We start from the raw sequence: 19,184 nt of genomic DNA, 5'->3' as shown, positions 1-19,184 counted from the left end.
GAGGTTGGCCATGGACGGACAAGAAGCAATGCAAAACGCAACGCGCAGACAAACCTTTACATCGGTCGCGAAACTAGGCACTTCGCTCCCCGACGCGGATGCTCTCATCACGCAACACCAGCAGATGGCGGAGGATCAGCGTCTCGCGCGCAGAGACCGGTACACGCTGGCGAAACGGTTGTCGGACGCGCTGTCGGAAATCCACAGTCTCAAGCGCTCGCTGAGCGACGTATCGAGCGAACTGCTGCTCGAGGTTCGCGCGCGCGAGCGTGCGCAGGGCGCCCTTAGCGAAGTTTTCGAAAGCACTTCCTGGAAGTTGACCGCGCCAATGCGACGCATTGCGAGCGCGGCTTACGCGTTGGCGGCGCGCGGCAAGACGCAGACGCCGGCTGTTGCCGGTGTTCCCATGCATGACGTCCTGCCCGTGGCCAGCGGAGACTACGAAGCGCATACGCGCGCCCAGGCGGCCTACTTTGGCAACTACGCCAAGGACCCCTCGAAACAAAGAAGGCACCAGATCGGCCGCCTGCTCGCGGCGCATCCAGACCGCCGGGGTGTGGTGCTGTGCCCGGTTGCCTACGATCTTTCGCTCAAGCAGCGTCCCGATCACATCATGGCCGAGTTCGCAAAGGCGGGCTATCTGTGCGTGATGCTGGAGTTCGGCGGCCTGTATCCCGTTATCCAGCCCAGGTCAAAAAACCTGTACGTCTCCAATATGGTCGAGGATTTTCTCGGCTACTTCCAGGACGAGCCGGTCACACTTTATCTTCACTGGCCGGGCTTCAAATACGTCGCCGAAATCTGCCGTGCCGCATTGACGATCTACGATGTTCTGGATGACCTGACCATCTTCGCAAACTATTCCGACGTCATGCGTTGCGACCATGAGGTCCTGCTGCAAATAGCGGACGTCTGCCTGTTCTCGTCGAATAGGCTGTACGAGGCAAACCGCGCGAAGGTCACCAATGCGCTGCTGCTGGAAAACGGCGTTTATCCCGAAGACTTCATTCACGGCGAGCGCGAGCGATGCGACGTGCCGGCGAAGCTGTACGAGATGGTGGCGAACCGGCGGGTGGTCGGCTACCACGGCGCAATTTCCGAACTGCTCGATTTCGATCTGCTCGACGAAATCGTGCGACTTAACGACATCGTGCTGCTGTTCGTCGGTCCTGTTGTCGCTTTCGAGCCGCAATATAGCGGCGAGGTTCAGGAGCGCATGGCGCGCTTGAAGACGTTCGACAATTTTATTCACCTCGGCCCCAAACCGTATGCCGAACTGAAGCACTATCTCGCCTGGATCGATATCGGTATCGTGCCGTTCATTGTCAGCGAGAAAACCGACCCTGTTTCGCCGCTGAAGCTGTTCGAGTATCTTGCTGCGGGAAAGCCGGTGATCGGCACGCCGACCCGGACCATCAGAGAATACGAACACGCCATTGTCGTCGCTTCGGGCATCGATTTCGTCGACGCACTGGCCAGCGGCCAATGGTCGACCGCGTACACCGAGGCGTCCGCGCAGGTTGCGCGCGCGCACGCCTGGCCGGTGCTTCACGCGCCGTTGCTGAGGCAGGTCAACGCCAGGAACGTGACGAGGCTGACGGCCGCTTCCGCGCGACATAAAGTGAAAGTTGACATCGTCAACGTCAACTTCTACGACTGGAACGGCGAAACCGTCTACAAGGGCGGCGCGGAACGCTACGTCTATGACCTCGCCGTCGTGCTCCATGGCATGGGGTGCGAGGTTCGTCTGCTGCAGAACGCGCGCGAGCCGTTCGAGCGCGACTTTCGAGGCGTCAAGGTGGTCGGGATCAAGGCCGCGGACAACTTCGATTTCGACGTGATGTCGAGCAAATACGCCGAATTCTGCGCGAATGTCGATCTCATTATCGCGTCGCCGACTGAACTTGCCGCGTCGCTCGGAAAAAACAGGCGCGTCATCTCGATCAACCACGGCATCCATTGGGACGGCGCATCCAATAACCTCGCAACATTCGACCGGGGACGTTATGAAACACTGTTCCGCGCGCTGCGCAACAGCGACCGATGTGTCTGTGTCGATACGAACTTTATCAACTGGGTGCGAACCTACGACTGGGCGCTCGCCAATACCCTGACGTACGTTCCGAACTACGTCGATCTGGAGTCTTTCAGGAGCCGTCCGAAGAACTTCCAGGCAGAGGAGTTATGCGTTCTCCTGCCGCGCCGGCTTTATGAAGCGCGGGGTCTCTATCTGACCATCAACGCGTTCGACCTGTTGTTTTCGCGGCGCTCGGACATTCGCCTCGTTCTGTGCGGTCAGGCGATCGACCGCGATGCAGAGGCGGTGAAAGCGTTCATGGCGCGTCACCCGCACCGAGTGACCTGGATCGAATACGACATGGAGGACATGTACAAAGCCTATGTCGACAGCCATATCGTGCTGGTGCCGACCATGTATTCGGAAGGAACGTCCTTGTCCTGCATCGAGGCTCTGGCGACCAATAACGCGGTCATCGCGACCAACGTCGGCGGACTGCCGAATCTGATCGTTGACGGTTACAACGGCAAGCTGATCCGTGCGGACTATATCGAGCTTGCGGCCGCTATCGAAGAACTGGCCGACGATCGAACCCGGCTCGCCAGACTCGCCGCGCACGGACGCCACTCTTCGGCGGCGTTTGCGAAGAAAGAATGGGAAAACCGCTGGCGCGAAGTTATCGAAAGCACGCTGACTGTCGACTAGGCATCGTTGACCGTATCGAGAACGCCCGCGCATTCGGTGGAATGAGCAGACCAACAGGCCGCGTAATGACAGACATCAACTCAAAGCAATACTGGGACCATCGTTTCTCGACGGACTGGGTCTCCGCCGGCGGACATGGGCAAACGCGCTTTTTCGCGACGCTTGCGGCCAAGCTGATGCCGGACTGGTTCAAGGACCTGGTGTTGCGCGAGCAATTGAAGATTTGCGACTGGGGTTGTGCGGAGGGCCAGGGCGTAGACGAGTTGAGCAAATGGCTTGGCGTGAACTCGATCACCGGAGTCGATATTTCGGAAGTGGCGATCGGGAAGGCGCAGGCCTCTTTTCCGCATAGGCGTTTCAAAGCACAGTCTTTCGACAACCTGGACGACTACGACGTTATTTTTTCGTCGAATACGCTTGAACATTTCGACCGTCCGTTTGATGTCGTCGCACGCCTCGCTGAGCATACGAAGCGCTTTCTGGTTCTGCTTCTGCCGTTTCAGGAATATGACCGGATTCCCGAACATTTCTTCACGTTCGACCTGGACAACATCCCCGTCTGTCCGGTGCCCGGTTTCGCCGCGGTGGCCTGCCGCGTGGTCGACGCGGCGAAAATCAATATCGAATACTGGAACGGAAAGCAGATATTGCTCGTCTACGCGCGGCTCTCCGCGCTCGGAGACATTCGCCCCGATCTGCGCAACTTCTTTGTCGGCGACGATACCTACGAGGCGTTCGCGCGAGAGCGCAGTCAAGTCATTGTCCAACAGCACGCCTCGGAGAGGGAGCAGTTCGCGGCGCAGCTCGCTCAAATCCATAGCGAACAAGCTGCGACGAACGCGCGTCTCGAATCGACACAACAGACGCTGCGGGATGTCTGTGCAGAACGCGATGCGGGCAAAGCAAAGTTGACGTGGTCGCAAGAGGCGCTCTCCGAGCGGGACCGGACACTCGGCGAATTGAAGTGCGCGATCACCGAACGCAACCGGAGAATCGACAAAGCGAACCAGGAATGCAGCGCTCTGTCCACGGAGATTGCTTCGCTTCAAGCGTGCATCGAAAGATTGAAGATCGAAGGCGAACATTGCGCGGCGCTGCTGGCCGAAGTCCGAGCCCATGCGGACGGGGTCGAAAGGCAACTGGACAGCATGCTGCGCTCGAAGACGTGGCGGCTCAGAAGCGCGATCCGCCGGTTAGCAGGTAGAGCCTGACCGTGCAAAGACCCGCCATCTCGCGCGGTCGCCCACCCTTTATCAAGTCCCATACCGGAAAACGCTGTGAAAAAACGTAAGATCATCGTCACTATTGGAACGCGTCCTGAAGCGGTGAAAATGGCACCGCTCGTCAAACGGTTGCAGCGCGAAGAATGGGCGGACTGCCGCGTGCTGGCAACGGCGCAGCATCGCGGCATGCTCGATCAGGTGTTGCATCTGTTCGAGATTCAAGCCGATATCGACCTCGATATCATGCAACCCAATCAGTCGCTACCCATGCTGACTTCGCGGCTCATGGTTCGGCTCGACGATGTGCTTGCCGCCGAACAGCCCGACGTGCTGCTCGCGCAGGGCGATACGACCACCGTACTGACGGCCGCGCTCGCATCGTTTTACCGGCGCGTGCCCGTCGGGCATGTCGAAGCTGGACTGAGAACAGGCGATCTGTCGAATCCGTTTCCGGAAGAAATGAATCGTGTGGTTGCTAGCCGATTGGCACGCTGGCATTTCGCACCGACGGAAACCGCGAAACAGAATCTCCTGACGGAAGGCATCGATGCAGCGAGCGTGTTCGTCACCGGCAACACGGTCATCGACGCATTGCTGGATGTGGCGGGACGGTGCGATGGTGCAACGCCTTTCAAGGGCGACAGCCGTCTGATTCTGGTGACGTCGCACCGTCGTGAGAATTTCGGCGAGGCGTTTCAGAACATTCTTCGAGCAATCAAAACGATCGCCGATAACAATCCCGACGTTCACGTCCTCTATCCTGTTCACCCCAATCCGAACGTGCGTGAGACGGCATACGCCCATCTCGACAACCATCCCCGAATCACGCTGTGCGAACCGCTGGACTATTTGCCGTTCGTTGCGGCGATGAAGCGGGCCTATCTGATCCTGACCGACTCCGGTGGCGTGCAGGAAGAGGCACCCGCGCTCGGCAAACCGGTGCTCGTGCTGCGGCGCGAGACAGAGCGCCCGGAGGCGGTGGCGCACGGGGTCGTCAAGCTCGTGGGCACCGAATACGCCGACATCGTCTCAAACACGCAACGGCTGCTCGACGACCCGGCTGAATACGAGCGTATGGCGCGAGGCGTGTCGCCTTACGGTGACGGCCACGCGTCCGAACGCATCGTAAGCGTATTGAGAGATCACTTTCAGGTGTAGCGCCATCTTGGGGCGGAACGGTCATGCCTCGCTATTGTGGCTGGCCTCGTTCAACGCAACGGCGAGCGCCGCCGCATCCGGCTGCACCGGGAGACCCGACCGCACCGCGCGCAACACCGTGTCCTTGATAACCTCGCGCCAATGGTCGAGCGATGCCTTGTCCATCAACGGCTCGCCGAGAAACGCGCCCAGCGTGTATTGATTGGCGTTATAAAAATAGCCGAGCGACGCGATCATCAGGTACACGTCGCGCGCTTTCACGTCGGCGCGAAAGACGTGTTGCGCCTGGCCCGCATCCAGTAACTTCTGCACCACCGAAATCGCGTAGCCGGAAATCTCCTTCAGCTTCAGCGATTTCTTCGCGTGTTTGCCTTGGTGCAGATTCTCGCTGGACAGCAGCGTGACGAACTCGGGATGATCGAGGTAATACTGCCAGACGAATTCGACCATCTGTTCGAGTCCGTGTACGGGATCGTCCAGATCGAGATCGAGTTTGCTTTCCGCCTCGTTGAATTGCGTATAGATCGTTTCGAGAACTTCGACGAACAACTGCTCCTTGCTGCCGAAGTAGTAATAGATCATGCGGTCGTGCGAGCGCGCGGCCTTCGAAATACTTTCCACGCGTCCGCTCGCATAGCCCTGCTTGGCGAAGACCTTGATGGCCGCTTTCAGAATCTTGGCGCGCGTGTCCTGCGCCTGTTTCGCACGGATGCCGGTAGCGCCCGGTTTGCGGGCGGCGGTGGGACTCATGGCGGTCTCGGACCTCTTGTTAGCGTCAGGTTGAACGGCATGCGCCGCGGCCGGCCAGGGCACGGACGCGCCTTCATCATACAGCCCGCGCGGGCCGCTGCGGCACGCGCTGCGCGATCATTCGCTTCGGCGTAAATTGAAGCGTGACCAACGTTTCTATGAGACCTCGCTAGGTGCCGATGTCGCATTGCACCAATCACGCGCACGTCCGTAAACACGTTGCGCAGACTAAATTGATCGAGTAGATTTCTAACGAGTTTGGTGTAGCGGATACTACACGAACGGTGAGTGACCGCAACATGGAAATCGGCGGATCACGCGAAAGTGCCTGAAAACAGGCACTATTCGTCAGCCGGAGCGGGACCGATTGTAATGTCGTCGTATGGGAACCCCACCATGACAGAACATACGAAGGTCGATTTCGGTGCGGACAGCGTCGACGGCGAAACCGCCTCGACGCCGGGTCCGACCGTGCTCGAGAAGGCCGCGCCGCGCAGCGAGCGCATGGCGTCGAACAAGATCGAATGCAATGCCTGCCCGGTACTGTGTCAGATTTCCGAAGGACGCACCGGCGCGTGCGATCGTTATGCGAACGCTGATGGGCGGTTGATTCGCGTCGATCCGGTGGTGTTTTTGTCGCGCGCGCCTTTATCTTCAACGTCAGAAGCGAATGCCGCGATCGAATTTGGTGCGTCTTCTGAAGTGCGCGATCCCGCCGCTGCGGAACAGGCGTTGTTCGTGACCGGGGTCGGCGCATCGTCCACTTATCCCGACTACAAGCCCGCGCCTTTCATCGTCGCCTCGAAGCTCGACGACGTCGACATGATCACGGTCGTCACCGAAGGCATTTTCAGCTATTGCAGTTTCAAGGTGAAGATCGACACCGACCGCTTCCTCGGGCCGGAGCAATCGAACGTGCGATGCCATGGCGAGATTGTCGGCCATGTGACGACGGCGGAATACGGTTCGCAGATGCTGAGCCTCGGCGGCGTGCATCATCTGACCGGCGGCAGCAAGAAGGAAGGCCGCGTGACGTGCGACATGATGCTCGCGCTCGGCAATAAGGAAGCAGTGGAGTTGAGCATCGACGGCGGCGCGAGTCTCGTGATTCGCGCGGGCGCGGCGCCGATCGTCGACGGCGTCGAGGAACAGCGCATGCGCGTGGGCTGCGGCTCGGCGACCATCGGTATCTTCGCAAAGCAATGGTTCGGTCACGCCGACGAAGTGGTGGTCGTCGACGATCACATCACCGGCGTGCTCACCGAACATCAGGCCGGGCGCTGCCTCGGCATGACGCGCTCAGGCGTGAAGATTCGCGGACGCAAGTCGACGCCGGGCCGCTACTTCCAGGTGGCGAATCCGGGCACCGGCTGGGGCGGCACCGACATTCAGGACCCGCTGGCGATTGTCGAGGGCTTCGATCCCGCCGTCGCCAAACCCGGCATGCGCTTATTGATGGTGTCGACGACCGGCGAACACGCGCAGTGGTACGAACTGGATCACGACCTCGTACCGCGCGTCGCGGCGATGCCGGATACGGTGCGCCGCACGGTCGAGCGGATCGGCGAGAACTGCGAGCCGTCGCTTGCCACCGTGCTGTTTCTCGGCGGCGCGGGCGGCAGTCTGCGAGCGGGCGCCACGGAGAACCCCGTGTTGCTTACGCGCGCGATCAAACAGAAGCTGGTCAACGTGACCTGCGGCGGCGCGCCGGCTTATGTGTGGCCGGGCGGCGGGATCACCGTGATGGTCGATGTCGCGCGCATGCCGGACCGTTCGTTCGGCACGGTGCCGACGCCGGCGATCGTCGCGCCGATCGAATTCACCATGACGTACGACGCGTATCGCGATCTCGGCGGCCATCTCGACGCGGTGCGTTCGCTGGAGAGCGTGCTCGCGAACGGGCCGGAACATACGGAAGGCGCGCCGCTCGCGCGCCGCACGCTGGCGCGCAATCCGGACAACCCGTGGCCGCCCGCCATGCCGCCGATGCTCGGCTGACCACGCGGACAGCACTAACGCAACTCACGCAAAAACCAACGCAAAAACCAACGCAACGGACACGATGAACCCCACCCGCACCCGACTCGATGCGACCCGCTGGCACTGGCAGCATGGGCCGATCGATCTGATCCTCAGCGCTGACGGCACGCCCCAGGCGGTGCAGGCCGCGTATGAGGCGTGCTGGGTGCGCTTTGTCGATGTGCTGCCGGAACTGGTGGGTGAACTGAAGCGGCTCAAGCAGCCTGTTCCCCCGCCGGCCGCGCTGCACGACACGGCATTGCAAGGCCCGGTTGCCCGCCGTATGTGGTCGGCCTGCCATCCTCACCGCGCGCGCTACATCACGCCGATGGCGGCCGTCGCGGGCAGTGTGGCCGATGAACTGATCACCGCATTCGCACGCGAAGGCGTCTCGCGCGCCTTCATCAACAATGGCGGCGACATCGCGTTGTATCTGACCGAAGGGCAGCAATACCGCGTCGGCGTGTTCGCGGACCTGGCGTCGTTTTCAGCCGTGCGGCTGTCGCGCGATCACGCGCTCGACGCCAATCTGACGCTCGACGCCGGCATGGCCGTTCGCGGCATCGCGACGAGCGGCTGGCGTGGCCGCAGCTTCAGCCTCGGTATCGCCGACAGCGTCACGGTGCTGGCGCGCAACGCCGCCGCCGCTGACGCCGCCGCAACCGTTATCGCCAACGCGGTCAATCTGGAACATGAGGGTATTCTGCGGCGTCCGGCTTCGTCGTTGAAAGACGACAGCGACCTGGGCGATATGCTCGTCACCGTCGACGTGCCGTCCCTGCCGCAGCCGCTGATCGATCTCGCGCTGGCACGTGGTGTCGAAGCTGCGCGGCGTCTGCTCGACCAAGGCTTGATCGAAGGCGCCGCGCTTTTCCTGCAAGGGCGGGTGCGCGTCGCCGGCATTCATGACACAAGCGGTCTGCTCTCGCAGAGCGCGCGAACCAAAACGGAGGCTCCGTGTTCGAAATACGTCGCGTGCTGACGCACGTCGAAGATATCTTCCACGAGTTCGGCCCCGCGCCCGCGCAACCGCTCAGGCGCGGCGCGATTGCCGCGGTGATGACGAACCCGTTCGCCGGCCGTTACGAAGCGAAAATCGAGCACGCGATGGAAGCGCTCAAGCCGATCGGCTTCGATATGGCGCAACGGTTGCTGGCGGCGATGGCGGTGCCGCATGCATCGATCGAGAGTTACGGCAAGGGCGCGATTGTCGGCGCACGCGGCGAACTCGAGCATGGCGCGTTGTGGCACGTTCCCGGCGGCTATGCGATGCGTGAGTTGCTGGAGAAAAGCGGCGTGCCCACTAACGCCATCGTGCCGTCGACGAAGAAAGTCGGCGCGCCGTCCACCGCGCTCGACGTGCCGCTCACGCACGTCAACGCGAGCTACGTGCGCAGCCATTTCGATGCGATCGAAGTGCGCGTGCCCGGCGCGCCCGCCGCGGACGAACTGGTGTATATCCTCGTGATGAGCACCGGGCAGCGCGTGCATGCGCGCGTCGGCGGGCTCGCGAAAGAGGCGATCGTGGGCAAGGACGGTTTGCGCTGAGCGGCGCCTGAATGACGCGCCGCGCTGAAGCATTGAAACGAAGCAGAGCAGACATCGAAACTCGGAGAGCGAAATGGCAATCAAGCTTCGCAAGCTGGTCGTGCAAGTGGATGAAACACGCATTGAGATGGGCCAGACCATCGAGCCGCCGGCACGCCGCGCGGTTGCGATTGCGGTGATCGATAATCCCTACGCTGGCCGTTATGAAGCCAAACTCGACGCGCTGATCGAAGCCGGCGAAGAGTTGGGCGCGTTGCTCGGCAACAAGTGCGTTCAAGCGCTGGGCATCGCGCCGGGCGAGGCGCAAAGCTATGGCAAGGCCGCCATAGTCGGCGAGGCGGGCGAACTGGAACACGCGGCGGCGATTCTGCATCCCAAGCTCGGCGCGCCACTGCGGGTCGCAGTCGAAAAGGGCGCGGCGCTGGTGCCGTCGGCGAAAAAGATGGGTACGCTCGGCACCGCGATCGACGTGCCGCTCGGCCATAAAGACGCCGCCTTCGTGCGCAGCCATTTCGATGCGATCGAAGCGCGCGTATCGGACGCGCCGCGTGCGAACGAAATCGTCGTGGCCGTCGCGGTGACGGCCTCGGGGCGGCCGCTGCCGCGCATCGGCGGCTTGCAGGTGAGCGAGATCAAGGGCGAAGACGGTTTGCGCTGAGGCGTTTGCATTCGGAGTTTTCGCCGGCGCCCGAGGGGATTTTCTTCGAGCGTATTGTATTGTCCTGCCGTTGACGCGTGCGCGCATGGTGCCGCACGCGCTGCAATGTCTGCCGGTCGTGTCGAATGCGCCTAAGCCGCGCCTTCGCTGTTCGGCAAGCTGCCAAGGGTCGCGATGCTTTCGAATTTGCTGGTACAGCTGGTCAACGGACTCGCCGACGCGTCGACGCTGTTTCTCGTCGCCGCCGGTTTGTCGCTGATCTTCGGTGTGACGCGCATTGTCAACTTTGCGCACGGCTCGTTCTATATGTTCGGCATCTATGTCGCGTACAGCATCGCGAGCCGCTTCGGACATACGGCGGGCGGCTTCTGGTTGTCGGTGCTGGCGGCGGCGCTGGTGGTCGCGGTGCTGGGCGCGCTGGTCGAGATGGTGGTTCTGCGGCGCATCTATCAGGCGCCCGAGCTGTTTCATCTGCTCGCCACGTTTGCGCTGGTACTGATCTTTCGCGATGCCGCGCTGTGGCTGTGGGGTCCGGAAGACCTGTTCGGACCGCGTGCGCCGCATCTGGCGGGCGCGGTCGATTTCCTCGGCCATCCGTTGCCGACCTACGATATCGCGTTGATCGTGATCGGGCCGGTGGTATTGCTGCTGCTCTGGTATGCGCTGACGCGCACGCGCTGGGGCACGCTGGTGCGCGCCGCGACGCAGGATCGCGAGATGCTCGGTGCGCTCGGTATCAATCAGGCGTGGCTGTTTACCGGCGTGTTTTTTGTCGGTGCGTTTCTCGCCGGCCTTGGCGGCGCGTTGCAAGGGCCGCGCATGTCGGCGAATCTGTCGCTGGATCTGGAGACGATCGGCAACGCGTTTGTCGTGGTGGTGGTCGGCGGCATGGGCTCGATTCCGGGGGCGTTCATCGCCGCGCTGATCATCGCGGAGATCAAGGCGCTGTGCATCGGCATCGGTCACGTGACGATCTTCGGTGTGGGGTTGTCGTTGAGCCGCTTTACCCTGGTGGCGGAGTTCGTCGTGATGGCCGTCGTACTGGTGGTGCGTCCGTGGGGTTTGCTGGGCCGCGCGAGCGCCGCGGTGCGTGGCATGGCGGCGCCGGAAACGCCTTTGCGTCCGGCGGGCAAGCGCCTCAAGTGGCTGGCCGCGATGGCGTTGCTGGTGCTCGTGCTTGCGCCGTTGGCGGCCAACTCGTTTCCGTATATGCCGGTGCTGCTGGTCGAGATCCTGATCGCCGTGCTGTTCGCCACGAGCCTGCACTTCATCATGGGACCGGGCGGCATGCACTCGTTCGGCCACGCGGCGTACTTCGGCCTGGGCGCATACGGCGCCGCGCTGTTCCTCAAGGTACTGAATCTGCCGATGGAAGCCGCCTTGCTGCTCGGCCCGCTTTTGGCGGTGGCCGGCGCGCTGGTGTTCGGCTGGTTCTGCGTGCGCCTGTCCGGCGTGTATCTCGCGATGCTGACGTTGGCGTTTGCGCAGATCGTCTGGTCGGTCGTGTTCCAGTGGGACGACGTGACGGGCGGCAGCAACGGCATTCTCGGCTTGTGGCCGTCGAACTGGTTGTCCTCGCCAGTGGCCTTTTACTACGTGACGCTCGTCTGCGCCGTGGTCGGCGTATGGCTGTTGCGCAAGATGCTGTTCTCACCGTTGGGTTACGCGATGCGCGCGTCGCGCGATTCGGTGCTGCGCGCCGAAGCGATCGGTATCGACGCGAAGCGCGTGCAGTGGGCCGCGTTCGTGATCGCGTCGCTGTTCTGCGGGCTTGCCGGATCGTTATATGCCTTCTCCAAGGGCACGATTTCGCCGGAAGTGATCAGCGTGAGCCGTTCCGTGGACGGTCTCGTGATGGTGCTGCTCGGCGGCTTGCAAACGCTCACCGGGCCCATCGTGGGCGCGGCCGTGTTCACGTGGCTGCAAGACACGGTCGCGCGCCAGACCGACTATTGGCAGGCGCTGCTAGGCTTCGCGATCCTGCTGCTGGTGATCGCGTTTCCGCAGGGGATCGTCGGCTTTATTCGCGAGCGCTTCGGCGACGACAGCGCCGATCAGGCGGAAAAGAGCGCCCTCTCGCCTTCCCAACGCGCCGCGATCAAGGAGGGGCTATGAGCTTGCTGCGTGTCGCCGGTCTCTCCAAATCGTTCGGCGGCCTTAAGGCGGTCGACGATGTCTCGTTCGATCTCGAAGCCGGCCAGTTGCTCGCCTTGCTCGGGCCGAACGGCGCGGGCAAGTCGACCTGTTTCAACATGGTCAATGGGCAGTTGCCGCCTTCATCGGGATCGATCCGTCTCGACGGTCAGGAACTGGTTGGCATGCGTCCACGCGACATCTGGCGTCTTGGCGTGGGCCGTACCTTTCAGATCGCCGCGACCTTCAATTCCATGACTGTGATCGAGAACGTGCAGATGGCGCTGGTCTCGCGCGAACGCAAAACCTTCGGGCTATGGAAACCCGCCGGCTCGCGCTACGCCGATGAAGCCCTCGCGCTGCTCGACCAGGTGGGCATGGCCGCGGACGCGAATCGCGCTTGCGGCGTGCTCGCTTATGGCGATGTGAAGCGCGTCGAACTCGCGATCGCGCTGGCCAATCGTCCGAAGCTGCTGCTGATGGACGAACCGACCGCCGGCATGGCGCCGAAGGAGCGCAATGAATTGATGGCGCTGACCAAACGCCTCGTCACCGAACACAAGATCGGCGTGCTGTTTACCGAGCACAGCATGGACGTCGTATTCGCCTACGCCGATCGACTGATCGTGCTCGCGCGCGGCAAGCTGATCGCCGAGGGCGACGCCGACACGATCCGCAACGACCCGCGCGTGCAGGAAGTCTACTTCGGCACCGGTAAGACCTTCCAGCCGCACGCACCGCTGCATGAAGCGGCGGGTGGCCATCAGGGACGAGGGGCGCTGCAATGAGCGAGCCGATGCTGAAAGTCTCCGGCCTCAACGCGTTTTATGGCCGCGCGCATATTCTGTTTGACGTCGGTCTCGAAGTCGGGCGCGGCGAAGTCGTGGCGCTGATGGGCCGCAACGGCGCCGGCAAATCCACCACGATGAAAGCGGTGATGGGATTGCTGCCACGACGTCAGGGCGAAGTGAGTTTTCGCGGGCAGAACATTACGGCGCTGCCGCCGTACAAGATCGCTCGCATGGGCATGGGCTTCGTGCCCGAGGACCGGCGCGTGTTCGCGGATCTGACCGTGATGGAAAACCTCGCCACCGGCCGCCAGCCGCCGCGCGACGGCGCACCGCAGTGGACGCCGGAAAAACTGTTCCGGCTCTTTCCCAATCTCGGCGAAATGCCGCAACGTCCGGGCGCGCAGATGAGCGGCGGCGAACAGCAGATGCTCACCGTGTCGCGCACGCTGATGGGCAATCCGTATCTGGTGCTGCTCGACGAACCGTCCGAAGGCGTGGCGCCCGTGATCGTCGAACAGATGGCCAACATGATTCTCGAACTCAAGCGCGAAGGGCTGTCGATTCTGTTGTCCGAACAGAACCTGCACTTCGCCGAGCTGGTCAGCGACCGCGCCTATGTGCTCGAAAAAGGGCAGATCCGTTTTAGCGGCACGATCGGCGAACTCGCACAGAACGAAACAGTGAGGCGCGCTTATCTGAGCGTGTGATTCTTCCAACGGCGCGCGCGAAGTGCACGCTGTGGCACTCCGTGGGCGCCGGGCAGTTGTTGCGAAAGGAGAGGCAGATGGCAGCAGAAACGTTGACAGGCTTGTCGGGCAAGGTCGCGGTAACGAACATCGGGCTGCTGTTATCCGGCGACATCGATCAGCCGATTCTCGACGCCGACACGCTCGTGATCGACGACGGCGTGATCGTCGAAGTCGGCCGGGAAAAGGACTGCAATCTCGAAGGCGCGCGCACGACGGTCGATTGCAAAGGCACGACGGTTGCGCCCGGACTGATCGACTCGCATGTGCATCCCGTGTTCGGCGACTGGACGCCGCGCCAGAATCAGATGGGCTGGATCGAATCGAATCTGAACGGCGGCGTCACCACGATGATTTCCGCCGGCGAAGTGCATTTGCCCGGCCGCCCGAAAGACGTGCTCGGTGTGAAAGCGCTCGCGATTACCGCGCAACGTTCGTTCGAAGGCATGCGCGGCGCGGGCGTCGGCGGCGGCGTGAAGGTCATGGCGGGCGCGCCGGTGATCGAGAAGGGCATGGTCGAAGAGGACTTCAAGGAGCTTTCGGAAGCGGGCGTGAAACTGCTCGGCGAAGTCGGCCTCGGCAGCGTGAAAGGCGGCGAGGAAGCCGCGCAAATGGTCGCATGGGCACGCAAGTACGGCATTCAGAGCACGATTCACACGGGCGGTCCGTCGATTCCCGGCTCGGGTCTGATCGATCGCGATGTAGTGCTCGCCGCCGATGCGGACGTGATCGGTCACATCAACGGCGGACATACGTCGCTCTCATACCGGCATGTTTGCGATCTGTGCGAGCAGTCGAGCCGCGCGCTGGAGATCGTCCACAACGGCAACGAACGGATCGCCTTGCTGACCGCGCGTCATGCGATTGAACTGAAGTGCCCGCACCGGATCATTCTCGGCACCGATAGTCCCGCGGGTTCCGGCGTGCAGCCGCTCGGCATCTTGCGCATGATCGCGCTGATTTCCAGTCTCGCCGATATCCCGGCCGAAATCGCCTTCTGCTTCGCGACGGGCAACACCGCGCGTCAACGTACCCTGCGCCAGGGGCTGATCGAAGTGGGCCGCCCCGCCGACCTCGTGTTCATGGACCGCGCGCAACACACGGCGGCCGACACGCTGCTCGAAAGCGTGCAGCTCGGCGATATTCCCGGCGTGGGCATGGTGATGATCGACGGCCTGATCCGCTGCCGGCGCAGCCGCAATACGCCGCCGGCTACCGAAGTGCCGGTGGTGCTGTGAGTACGTATCGCATACCCACTCCGGCACAATCGTGAACCGCCCCGCGCCTCTTCTGCTGCATGTGAACGGCGCGACGCATCTCGTCAGCGCCGACGCCGACACTCCGCTGCTCTATCTGCTGCGTAACGACCTCGCGCTGAACGGTCCAAAATTCGGCTGCGGACTCGGCGAATGCGGCGCATGCACGGTGTTGCTCGACGGCATGCCGACGCGCGCGTGCGTCACGACCGCGAAAGTCGCCTTGGGCCGCGAAATCACCACGCTAGAAGGACTGGGTACGCGCGCCGCGCTGCATCCGGTGCAGCAGGCGTTTATCGAAGAACAGGCCGCGCAATGCGGCTATTGCCTGAACGGCATGATCATGACGGCCAAGGCGCTGCTCGATCGCGACCCGCACCCGAGCGTCGAGACGATCCGGCGCGAGCTGTCGCGCAATCTGTGCCGCTGCGGCACGCATGTCGAGATCGTGCGCGCGGTGCAGCGCGCCGCTGAATTGCTTGCCGCGCAGCCGGCTGCGCAATCCGCAGTGCACGAAGGAGAGCGCGCATGACCGGGCCGGATTTCAGCGTCGATCGACGCGCCGCGCCACCGTCCCGGCAACAGCTTTACGATGCGCAGAGCGTGCTGATCGTCACGCGTGCGCCGCAGGCGCCGGTCAAGCCGGCGATCGGTCAGCCGGGCTCGCGTTCGTCGTTCGTGCCGACTGAGGCGGATATGTTCCTCGTGGTGCGTGACGACGGCAGCGTGGTCGCGTTCAACGGTCACGTCGATTTGGGCACGGGCATCGGCACGGCGCTCGCGCAGATCGTCGCGGAAGAGCTGGATGTGCCGTTGACGCGCGTGTCGATCGTGCTCGGCCATACGCGCGAAGCGCCGAATCAAGGGCCGACTATCGCCAGCGCGACGATTCAGATATCGGCGGTGCCCTTGCGGCACGCCGCGGCGCAGGCGCGGCAATATCTGCTGGCGCAAGCGGCGGCGCGCTTCAAGGTGGGCATCGAGCAACTCGACGTGCGTGATGGCACCGTTTATCAACGTGACGGCAGCGTGGCTGCGAAGGGCATGGGCTACGGCGACCTGATCAGCGGAAAACGCGTCGAATTGCAGCTCGCCACCGATGCGCCGTTGAAGTCGCCGGACACATACAAGATCGTCGGCAAGAGCGCGCCGCGCGTCGACATTCCCGCGAAGGCGACCGGCGAGTTGAGTTTCGTGCATGACGTGCGCGTGCCCGGCATGTTGCATGGACGTGTGGTGCGGCCGCCGTATGCCGGAGTCGCGCAAGGCGACTTCATGGGCAATAGTCTGCTGCGGGTGGATGAAGACTCCATTAGCGAATTGCCCGGCATCGTCAAGGTGGTGGTGATTCGCGATTTCGTCGGCATCGTGGCCGAGCGCGAGGAAGTCGCGCAGCAGGCCGTGAAGCGGCTTCGCGTGCAATGGAAAGCGGTCGAAGGTTTGCCTTCGCTCGAAACCAGCGAGGAAGTGGAAGCGGCTTTGCGCGCGAATCCCGCCACAAGGCGCGATCTGGTGATCGAAGGCGATGTGGATGCGGCGCTCGCACAAGACTCCGCTCACACGCTGGAACGCACCTACGTATGGCCGTTTCAGATGCATGCGTCGATCGGGCCGTCATGCGCGGTGGCCGACTATCGCGAGGGCGCGCTGAAGGTCTGGTCGGGTACGCAGAACCCGCATTCGCTGCGCGCCGATCTCGCTTTGCTGACGGGTATGAACGAAGCGCACATCGAAATCGTGCGAATGGAGGCCGCCGGCTGTTACGGCCGCAATTGCGCGGACGATGTCGCCGCCGACGCCGCATTGCTTTCGCGTGCCACCGGCAGTCCGGTGCGCGTGCAACTCTCGCGTGAAGACGAGCACGCGTGGGAACCGAAAGGCGCCGCGCAGTTGATGGACGTGCGCGGCGCGCTGAATGCCGAGGGCGAACTGGCCGCGTATGACTTTGCGACTCGCTATCCCTCCAACGATGCGCCGACGCTGGCATTGCTGTTGACCGGCACGATCTCCGCGCAGCCACAGGTGTTCGAAATGGGCGACCGCACGGCAGTGCCGCCGTACGATTACCGCAGCATGCGCATCGTTTGCGACGACACGCCGCCGATCGTTCGGGCGTCGTGGTTGCGCGGCGTGTCCGCGTTGCCGAACACGTTCGCGCACGAGTCCTTTATCGACGAACTCGCGGCGGAAGCGGGTGTCGATCCAGTCGAGTTTCGTCTGGAGCATCTGACCGATCCGCGCGCGATTGAGCTGGTCAAAGCCGTGGCGGAAAAGGCCGGCTGGGAGCCGCGTGATACGGAGCGCAAAGAAGAAGGCGACATCGCACGCGGACGCGGCATCGCTTATGCCCGCTACGTGCACAGCAAATTTCCCGGCTTCGGCGCGGCGTGGTCTGCCTGGGTGGCCGACGTCGAAGTCAATCGCAAGAGCGGCGAGCTCGCGGTGACGCGCGTGGTGGTCGGCCAGGACACCGGCACGATGGTGAATCCAGACGGCGTGCGTCATCAGATACACGGCAACGTGATCCAGGCGACCAGCCGTGCGGTGAAAGAGCGCGTGACGTTCGGCGAGAACGCGGTAACGAGCCAGGAGTGGGGCGCGTATCCGATCCTGACTTTCCGCGAAGTACCCGTGATCGACGTGGTGATGATGCCGCGCCACGGCGAGCCGCCAATGGGCGCCGGCGAATCCGCGTCGCTGCCCGGCGCGGCCGCGATTGCCAATGCGCTTTTCGATGCGACGGGCGTGCGTTTTCGGCGGCCGCCATTCACGCCGGAAACGATCCGCGCCGCGCTCGCCGATGCGCAAGCCGAGGACAAGGCGGCGCGTAAAAGGAAGCGCTGGCGGCTGGGTTTTCTAGGCACGTTCGCAGCAGGCGCGGTGGGTTGGCTCGGCGCGTTGTCGCTCGCGCCGCACGCTATTGCGCCGACCACGCCGCCGCTCGCGAGCACGTTCGCGCCGGATCTCGTGGCGCGCGGCAAGCTGCTCGCGTCGCTCGGCAATTGCGCGGTTTGCCATACCGCGCACAATGGCGTGCCGAACGCCGGCGGCAAACCGCTCGATACGCCGTTCGGCACCGTGTACAGCACCAACATCACGCCGGACGGTCAGACCGGCATCGGCAACTGGTCGCTCGAAGCCTTCGTGCGGGCGATGCGCCAAGGCATCAGCCGCGATGGCCATCGCCTCTATCCGGCCTTTCCATACACATCGTTTCAGAACACGTCCGACGACGATCTGAAAGCGCTCTACGCCTACCTGATGGCGCAAACGCCGGTGCGCTCGCGTCCGCCGGAAACGAAGCTGGCGTATCCGTTCAGCGTGCGTTCGCTGATGTCCGCCTGGAACGCTTTGTTTCTCGGACGCACGACGTTCACCGCCAGCGCGACGCAAAGCGCGCAATGGAATCGCGGCGCGTATCTGGTGAACGGGCTCGGCCATTGCAGCGCATGCCACACGCCGCGCAATGCATTCGGCGCCGAAAAAATCGGCGCCGCATTCATGGGCGGGGGCATGGCGGACGGCTGGGAAGCGCCCGCGTTGTCCGCGCTTTCCAATGCGCCCGTGCCATGGAGCGAAGACGAACTCTTCAGCTATCTGCGCAACGGCCACGCGCCGCTGCACGGCGTCGCGGCCGGGCCGATGGCGCCGGTCATCGGCGATCTGGCGGCGCTGCCCGACAGCGAGATTCGCGCCATGGCCGCGTATCTCGCGTCGCTCAATCCGTTGGAACCCAATGCCGATCCGGCCGCAGTGGCGCGTCAGTACGAACAGGCCAGCGCGATTTCCGGTGCGCCCGCTGGACTCGGCGCGCGGCTTTTCGACGGTGCGTGCGCCGCCTGTCATCACACGGGCAGCGGGCCGCAATTGTTCGGCGCGCATCCTTCGCTGGCGCTTAACACGAATCTGCACAGCGCGACGCCCGATAATCTGATTCGCGTGATTCTCGACGGCATCGGCTCGCCTGCACGGCCTGAACTCGGTACGATGCCGGCTTACCGCGACAGTTTCAACGACGCTCAGGTCGCCGAACTCGTGTCTTATCTGCGTCGGCAATTCGCCGGTGGCAAGCCGGCATGGCAGGATGTCACGGCGAGCGTCGCCCGGATTCGCGCGACGCCGCCGTGAGCCGACTGAAGCGCGAACTGCTTTCGAAACACCCGATAACAACGACCGCATT

General features: G+C 63.0%; 14 protein-coding genes. 13 read left to right on the top strand and 1 reads right to left on the bottom strand.

What is annotated here, in order from left to right; translation table 11 throughout:
• The first annotated feature begins 28 nt into the window (after nucleotides 1-28).
• From B0G71_RS28415 to wecB, 3 genes are all read left to right on the top strand, one after another.
• Nucleotides 29-2,722, top strand: a complete 2,694-nt coding sequence (locus B0G71_RS28415; protein WP_258875675.1) for a glycosyltransferase — start codon at nucleotides 29-31, stop codon at nucleotides 2,720-2,722.
• A 65-nt stretch (nucleotides 2,723-2,787) separates the two neighbouring features.
• The gene (locus B0G71_RS28410) at nucleotides 2,788-3,933 is read left to right on the top strand and encodes a bifunctional 2-polyprenyl-6-hydroxyphenol methylase/3-demethylubiquinol 3-O-methyltransferase UbiG (protein ID WP_116145947.1); all 1,146 of its coding nucleotides are present in this window, start codon (nucleotides 2,788-2,790) and stop codon (nucleotides 3,931-3,933) included.
• A 66-nt stretch (nucleotides 3,934-3,999) separates the two neighbouring features.
• Nucleotides 4,000-5,103, top strand: a complete 1,104-nt coding sequence (wecB, locus tag B0G71_RS28405; RefSeq protein WP_116145945.1) for a non-hydrolyzing UDP-N-acetylglucosamine 2-epimerase — start codon at nucleotides 4,000-4,002, stop codon at nucleotides 5,101-5,103.
• A 21-nt stretch (nucleotides 5,104-5,124) separates the two neighbouring features.
• Here the strand turns inward: wecB and B0G71_RS28400 are convergent, their stop codons facing one another.
• Entirely contained in the window at nucleotides 5,125-5,853 is a 729-nt protein-coding gene (locus B0G71_RS28400) for a TetR family transcriptional regulator (protein WP_116145944.1), read from the bottom strand.
• Between the two features lie 396 nt (nucleotides 5,854-6,249).
• On the opposite strand from B0G71_RS28400, the gene B0G71_RS28395 reads away from it, so the two are divergent.
• The 10 genes from B0G71_RS28395 (at nucleotide 6,250) to B0G71_RS28350 (ending at nucleotide 19,132) form a co-directional block, all read left to right on the top strand.
• Nucleotides 6,250-7,851 carry a 6-hydroxynicotinate reductase gene (locus B0G71_RS28395; protein WP_116145942.1) on the top strand — a complete coding sequence of 534 codons (1,602 nt, stop codon included), beginning with the start codon at nucleotides 6,250-6,252 and terminating at the stop codon, nucleotides 7,849-7,851.
• Nucleotides 7,852-7,915: 64 nt separating this feature from the next.
• The gene (locus B0G71_RS28390; protein ID WP_116145941.1) at nucleotides 7,916-8,854 is read left to right on the top strand and encodes a UPF0280 family protein; all 939 of its coding nucleotides are present in this window, start codon (nucleotides 7,916-7,918) and stop codon (nucleotides 8,852-8,854) included.
• The gene (locus tag B0G71_RS28385) at nucleotides 8,830-9,420 is read left to right on the top strand and encodes an amino acid synthesis family protein (protein WP_116145939.1); all 591 of its coding nucleotides are present in this window, start codon (nucleotides 8,830-8,832) and stop codon (nucleotides 9,418-9,420) included. The genes B0G71_RS28390 and B0G71_RS28385 overlap by 25 nt, the downstream gene beginning before the upstream one ends.
• Before the next feature lie 73 nt (nucleotides 9,421-9,493).
• The gene (locus B0G71_RS28380; RefSeq protein WP_116145938.1) at nucleotides 9,494-10,078 is read left to right on the top strand and encodes an amino acid synthesis family protein; all 585 of its coding nucleotides are present in this window, start codon (nucleotides 9,494-9,496) and stop codon (nucleotides 10,076-10,078) included.
• A 174-nt stretch (nucleotides 10,079-10,252) separates the two neighbouring features.
• Nucleotides 10,253-12,193 (top strand): ABC transporter permease, encoded by a 1,941-nt coding sequence (locus tag B0G71_RS28375; protein WP_116145936.1) that lies wholly within the window; start codon nucleotides 10,253-10,255, stop codon nucleotides 12,191-12,193.
• Nucleotides 12,190-12,999 carry an ABC transporter ATP-binding protein gene (locus B0G71_RS28370; protein WP_116145935.1) on the top strand — a complete coding sequence of 270 codons (810 nt, stop codon included), beginning with the start codon at nucleotides 12,190-12,192 and terminating at the stop codon, nucleotides 12,997-12,999. Before B0G71_RS28375 ends, B0G71_RS28370 begins: the two co-directional genes overlap by 4 nt.
• Nucleotides 12,996-13,709 (top strand): ABC transporter ATP-binding protein, encoded by a 714-nt coding sequence (locus B0G71_RS28365; RefSeq protein WP_116145933.1) that lies wholly within the window; start codon nucleotides 12,996-12,998, stop codon nucleotides 13,707-13,709. Before B0G71_RS28370 ends, B0G71_RS28365 begins: the two co-directional genes overlap by 4 nt.
• Nucleotides 13,710-13,786: 77 nt before the next feature.
• Nucleotides 13,787-14,986: an amidohydrolase family protein gene (locus B0G71_RS28360; RefSeq protein ID WP_116145932.1), complete on the top strand. Its 1,200-nt coding sequence runs from the start codon at nucleotides 13,787-13,789 to the stop codon at nucleotides 14,984-14,986.
• Nucleotides 14,987-15,017: 31 nt separating this feature from the next.
• Nucleotides 15,018-15,536: a (2Fe-2S)-binding protein gene (locus B0G71_RS28355; RefSeq protein ID WP_116145930.1), complete on the top strand. Its 519-nt coding sequence runs from the start codon at nucleotides 15,018-15,020 to the stop codon at nucleotides 15,534-15,536.
• Nucleotides 15,533-19,132, top strand: a complete 3,600-nt coding sequence (locus B0G71_RS28350; protein WP_116145929.1) for a molybdopterin cofactor-binding domain-containing protein — start codon at nucleotides 15,533-15,535, stop codon at nucleotides 19,130-19,132. The genes B0G71_RS28355 and B0G71_RS28350 overlap by 4 nt, the downstream gene beginning before the upstream one ends.
• Nucleotides 19,133-19,184: the final 52 nt, after the last annotated feature.

Source organism: Paraburkholderia sp. BL27I4N3, from assembly GCF_003386115.1.
GTDB lineage: Bacteria > Pseudomonadota > Gammaproteobacteria > Burkholderiales > Burkholderiaceae > Paraburkholderia.
This window is presented reverse-complemented; position numbering and strand designations above follow the sequence as displayed.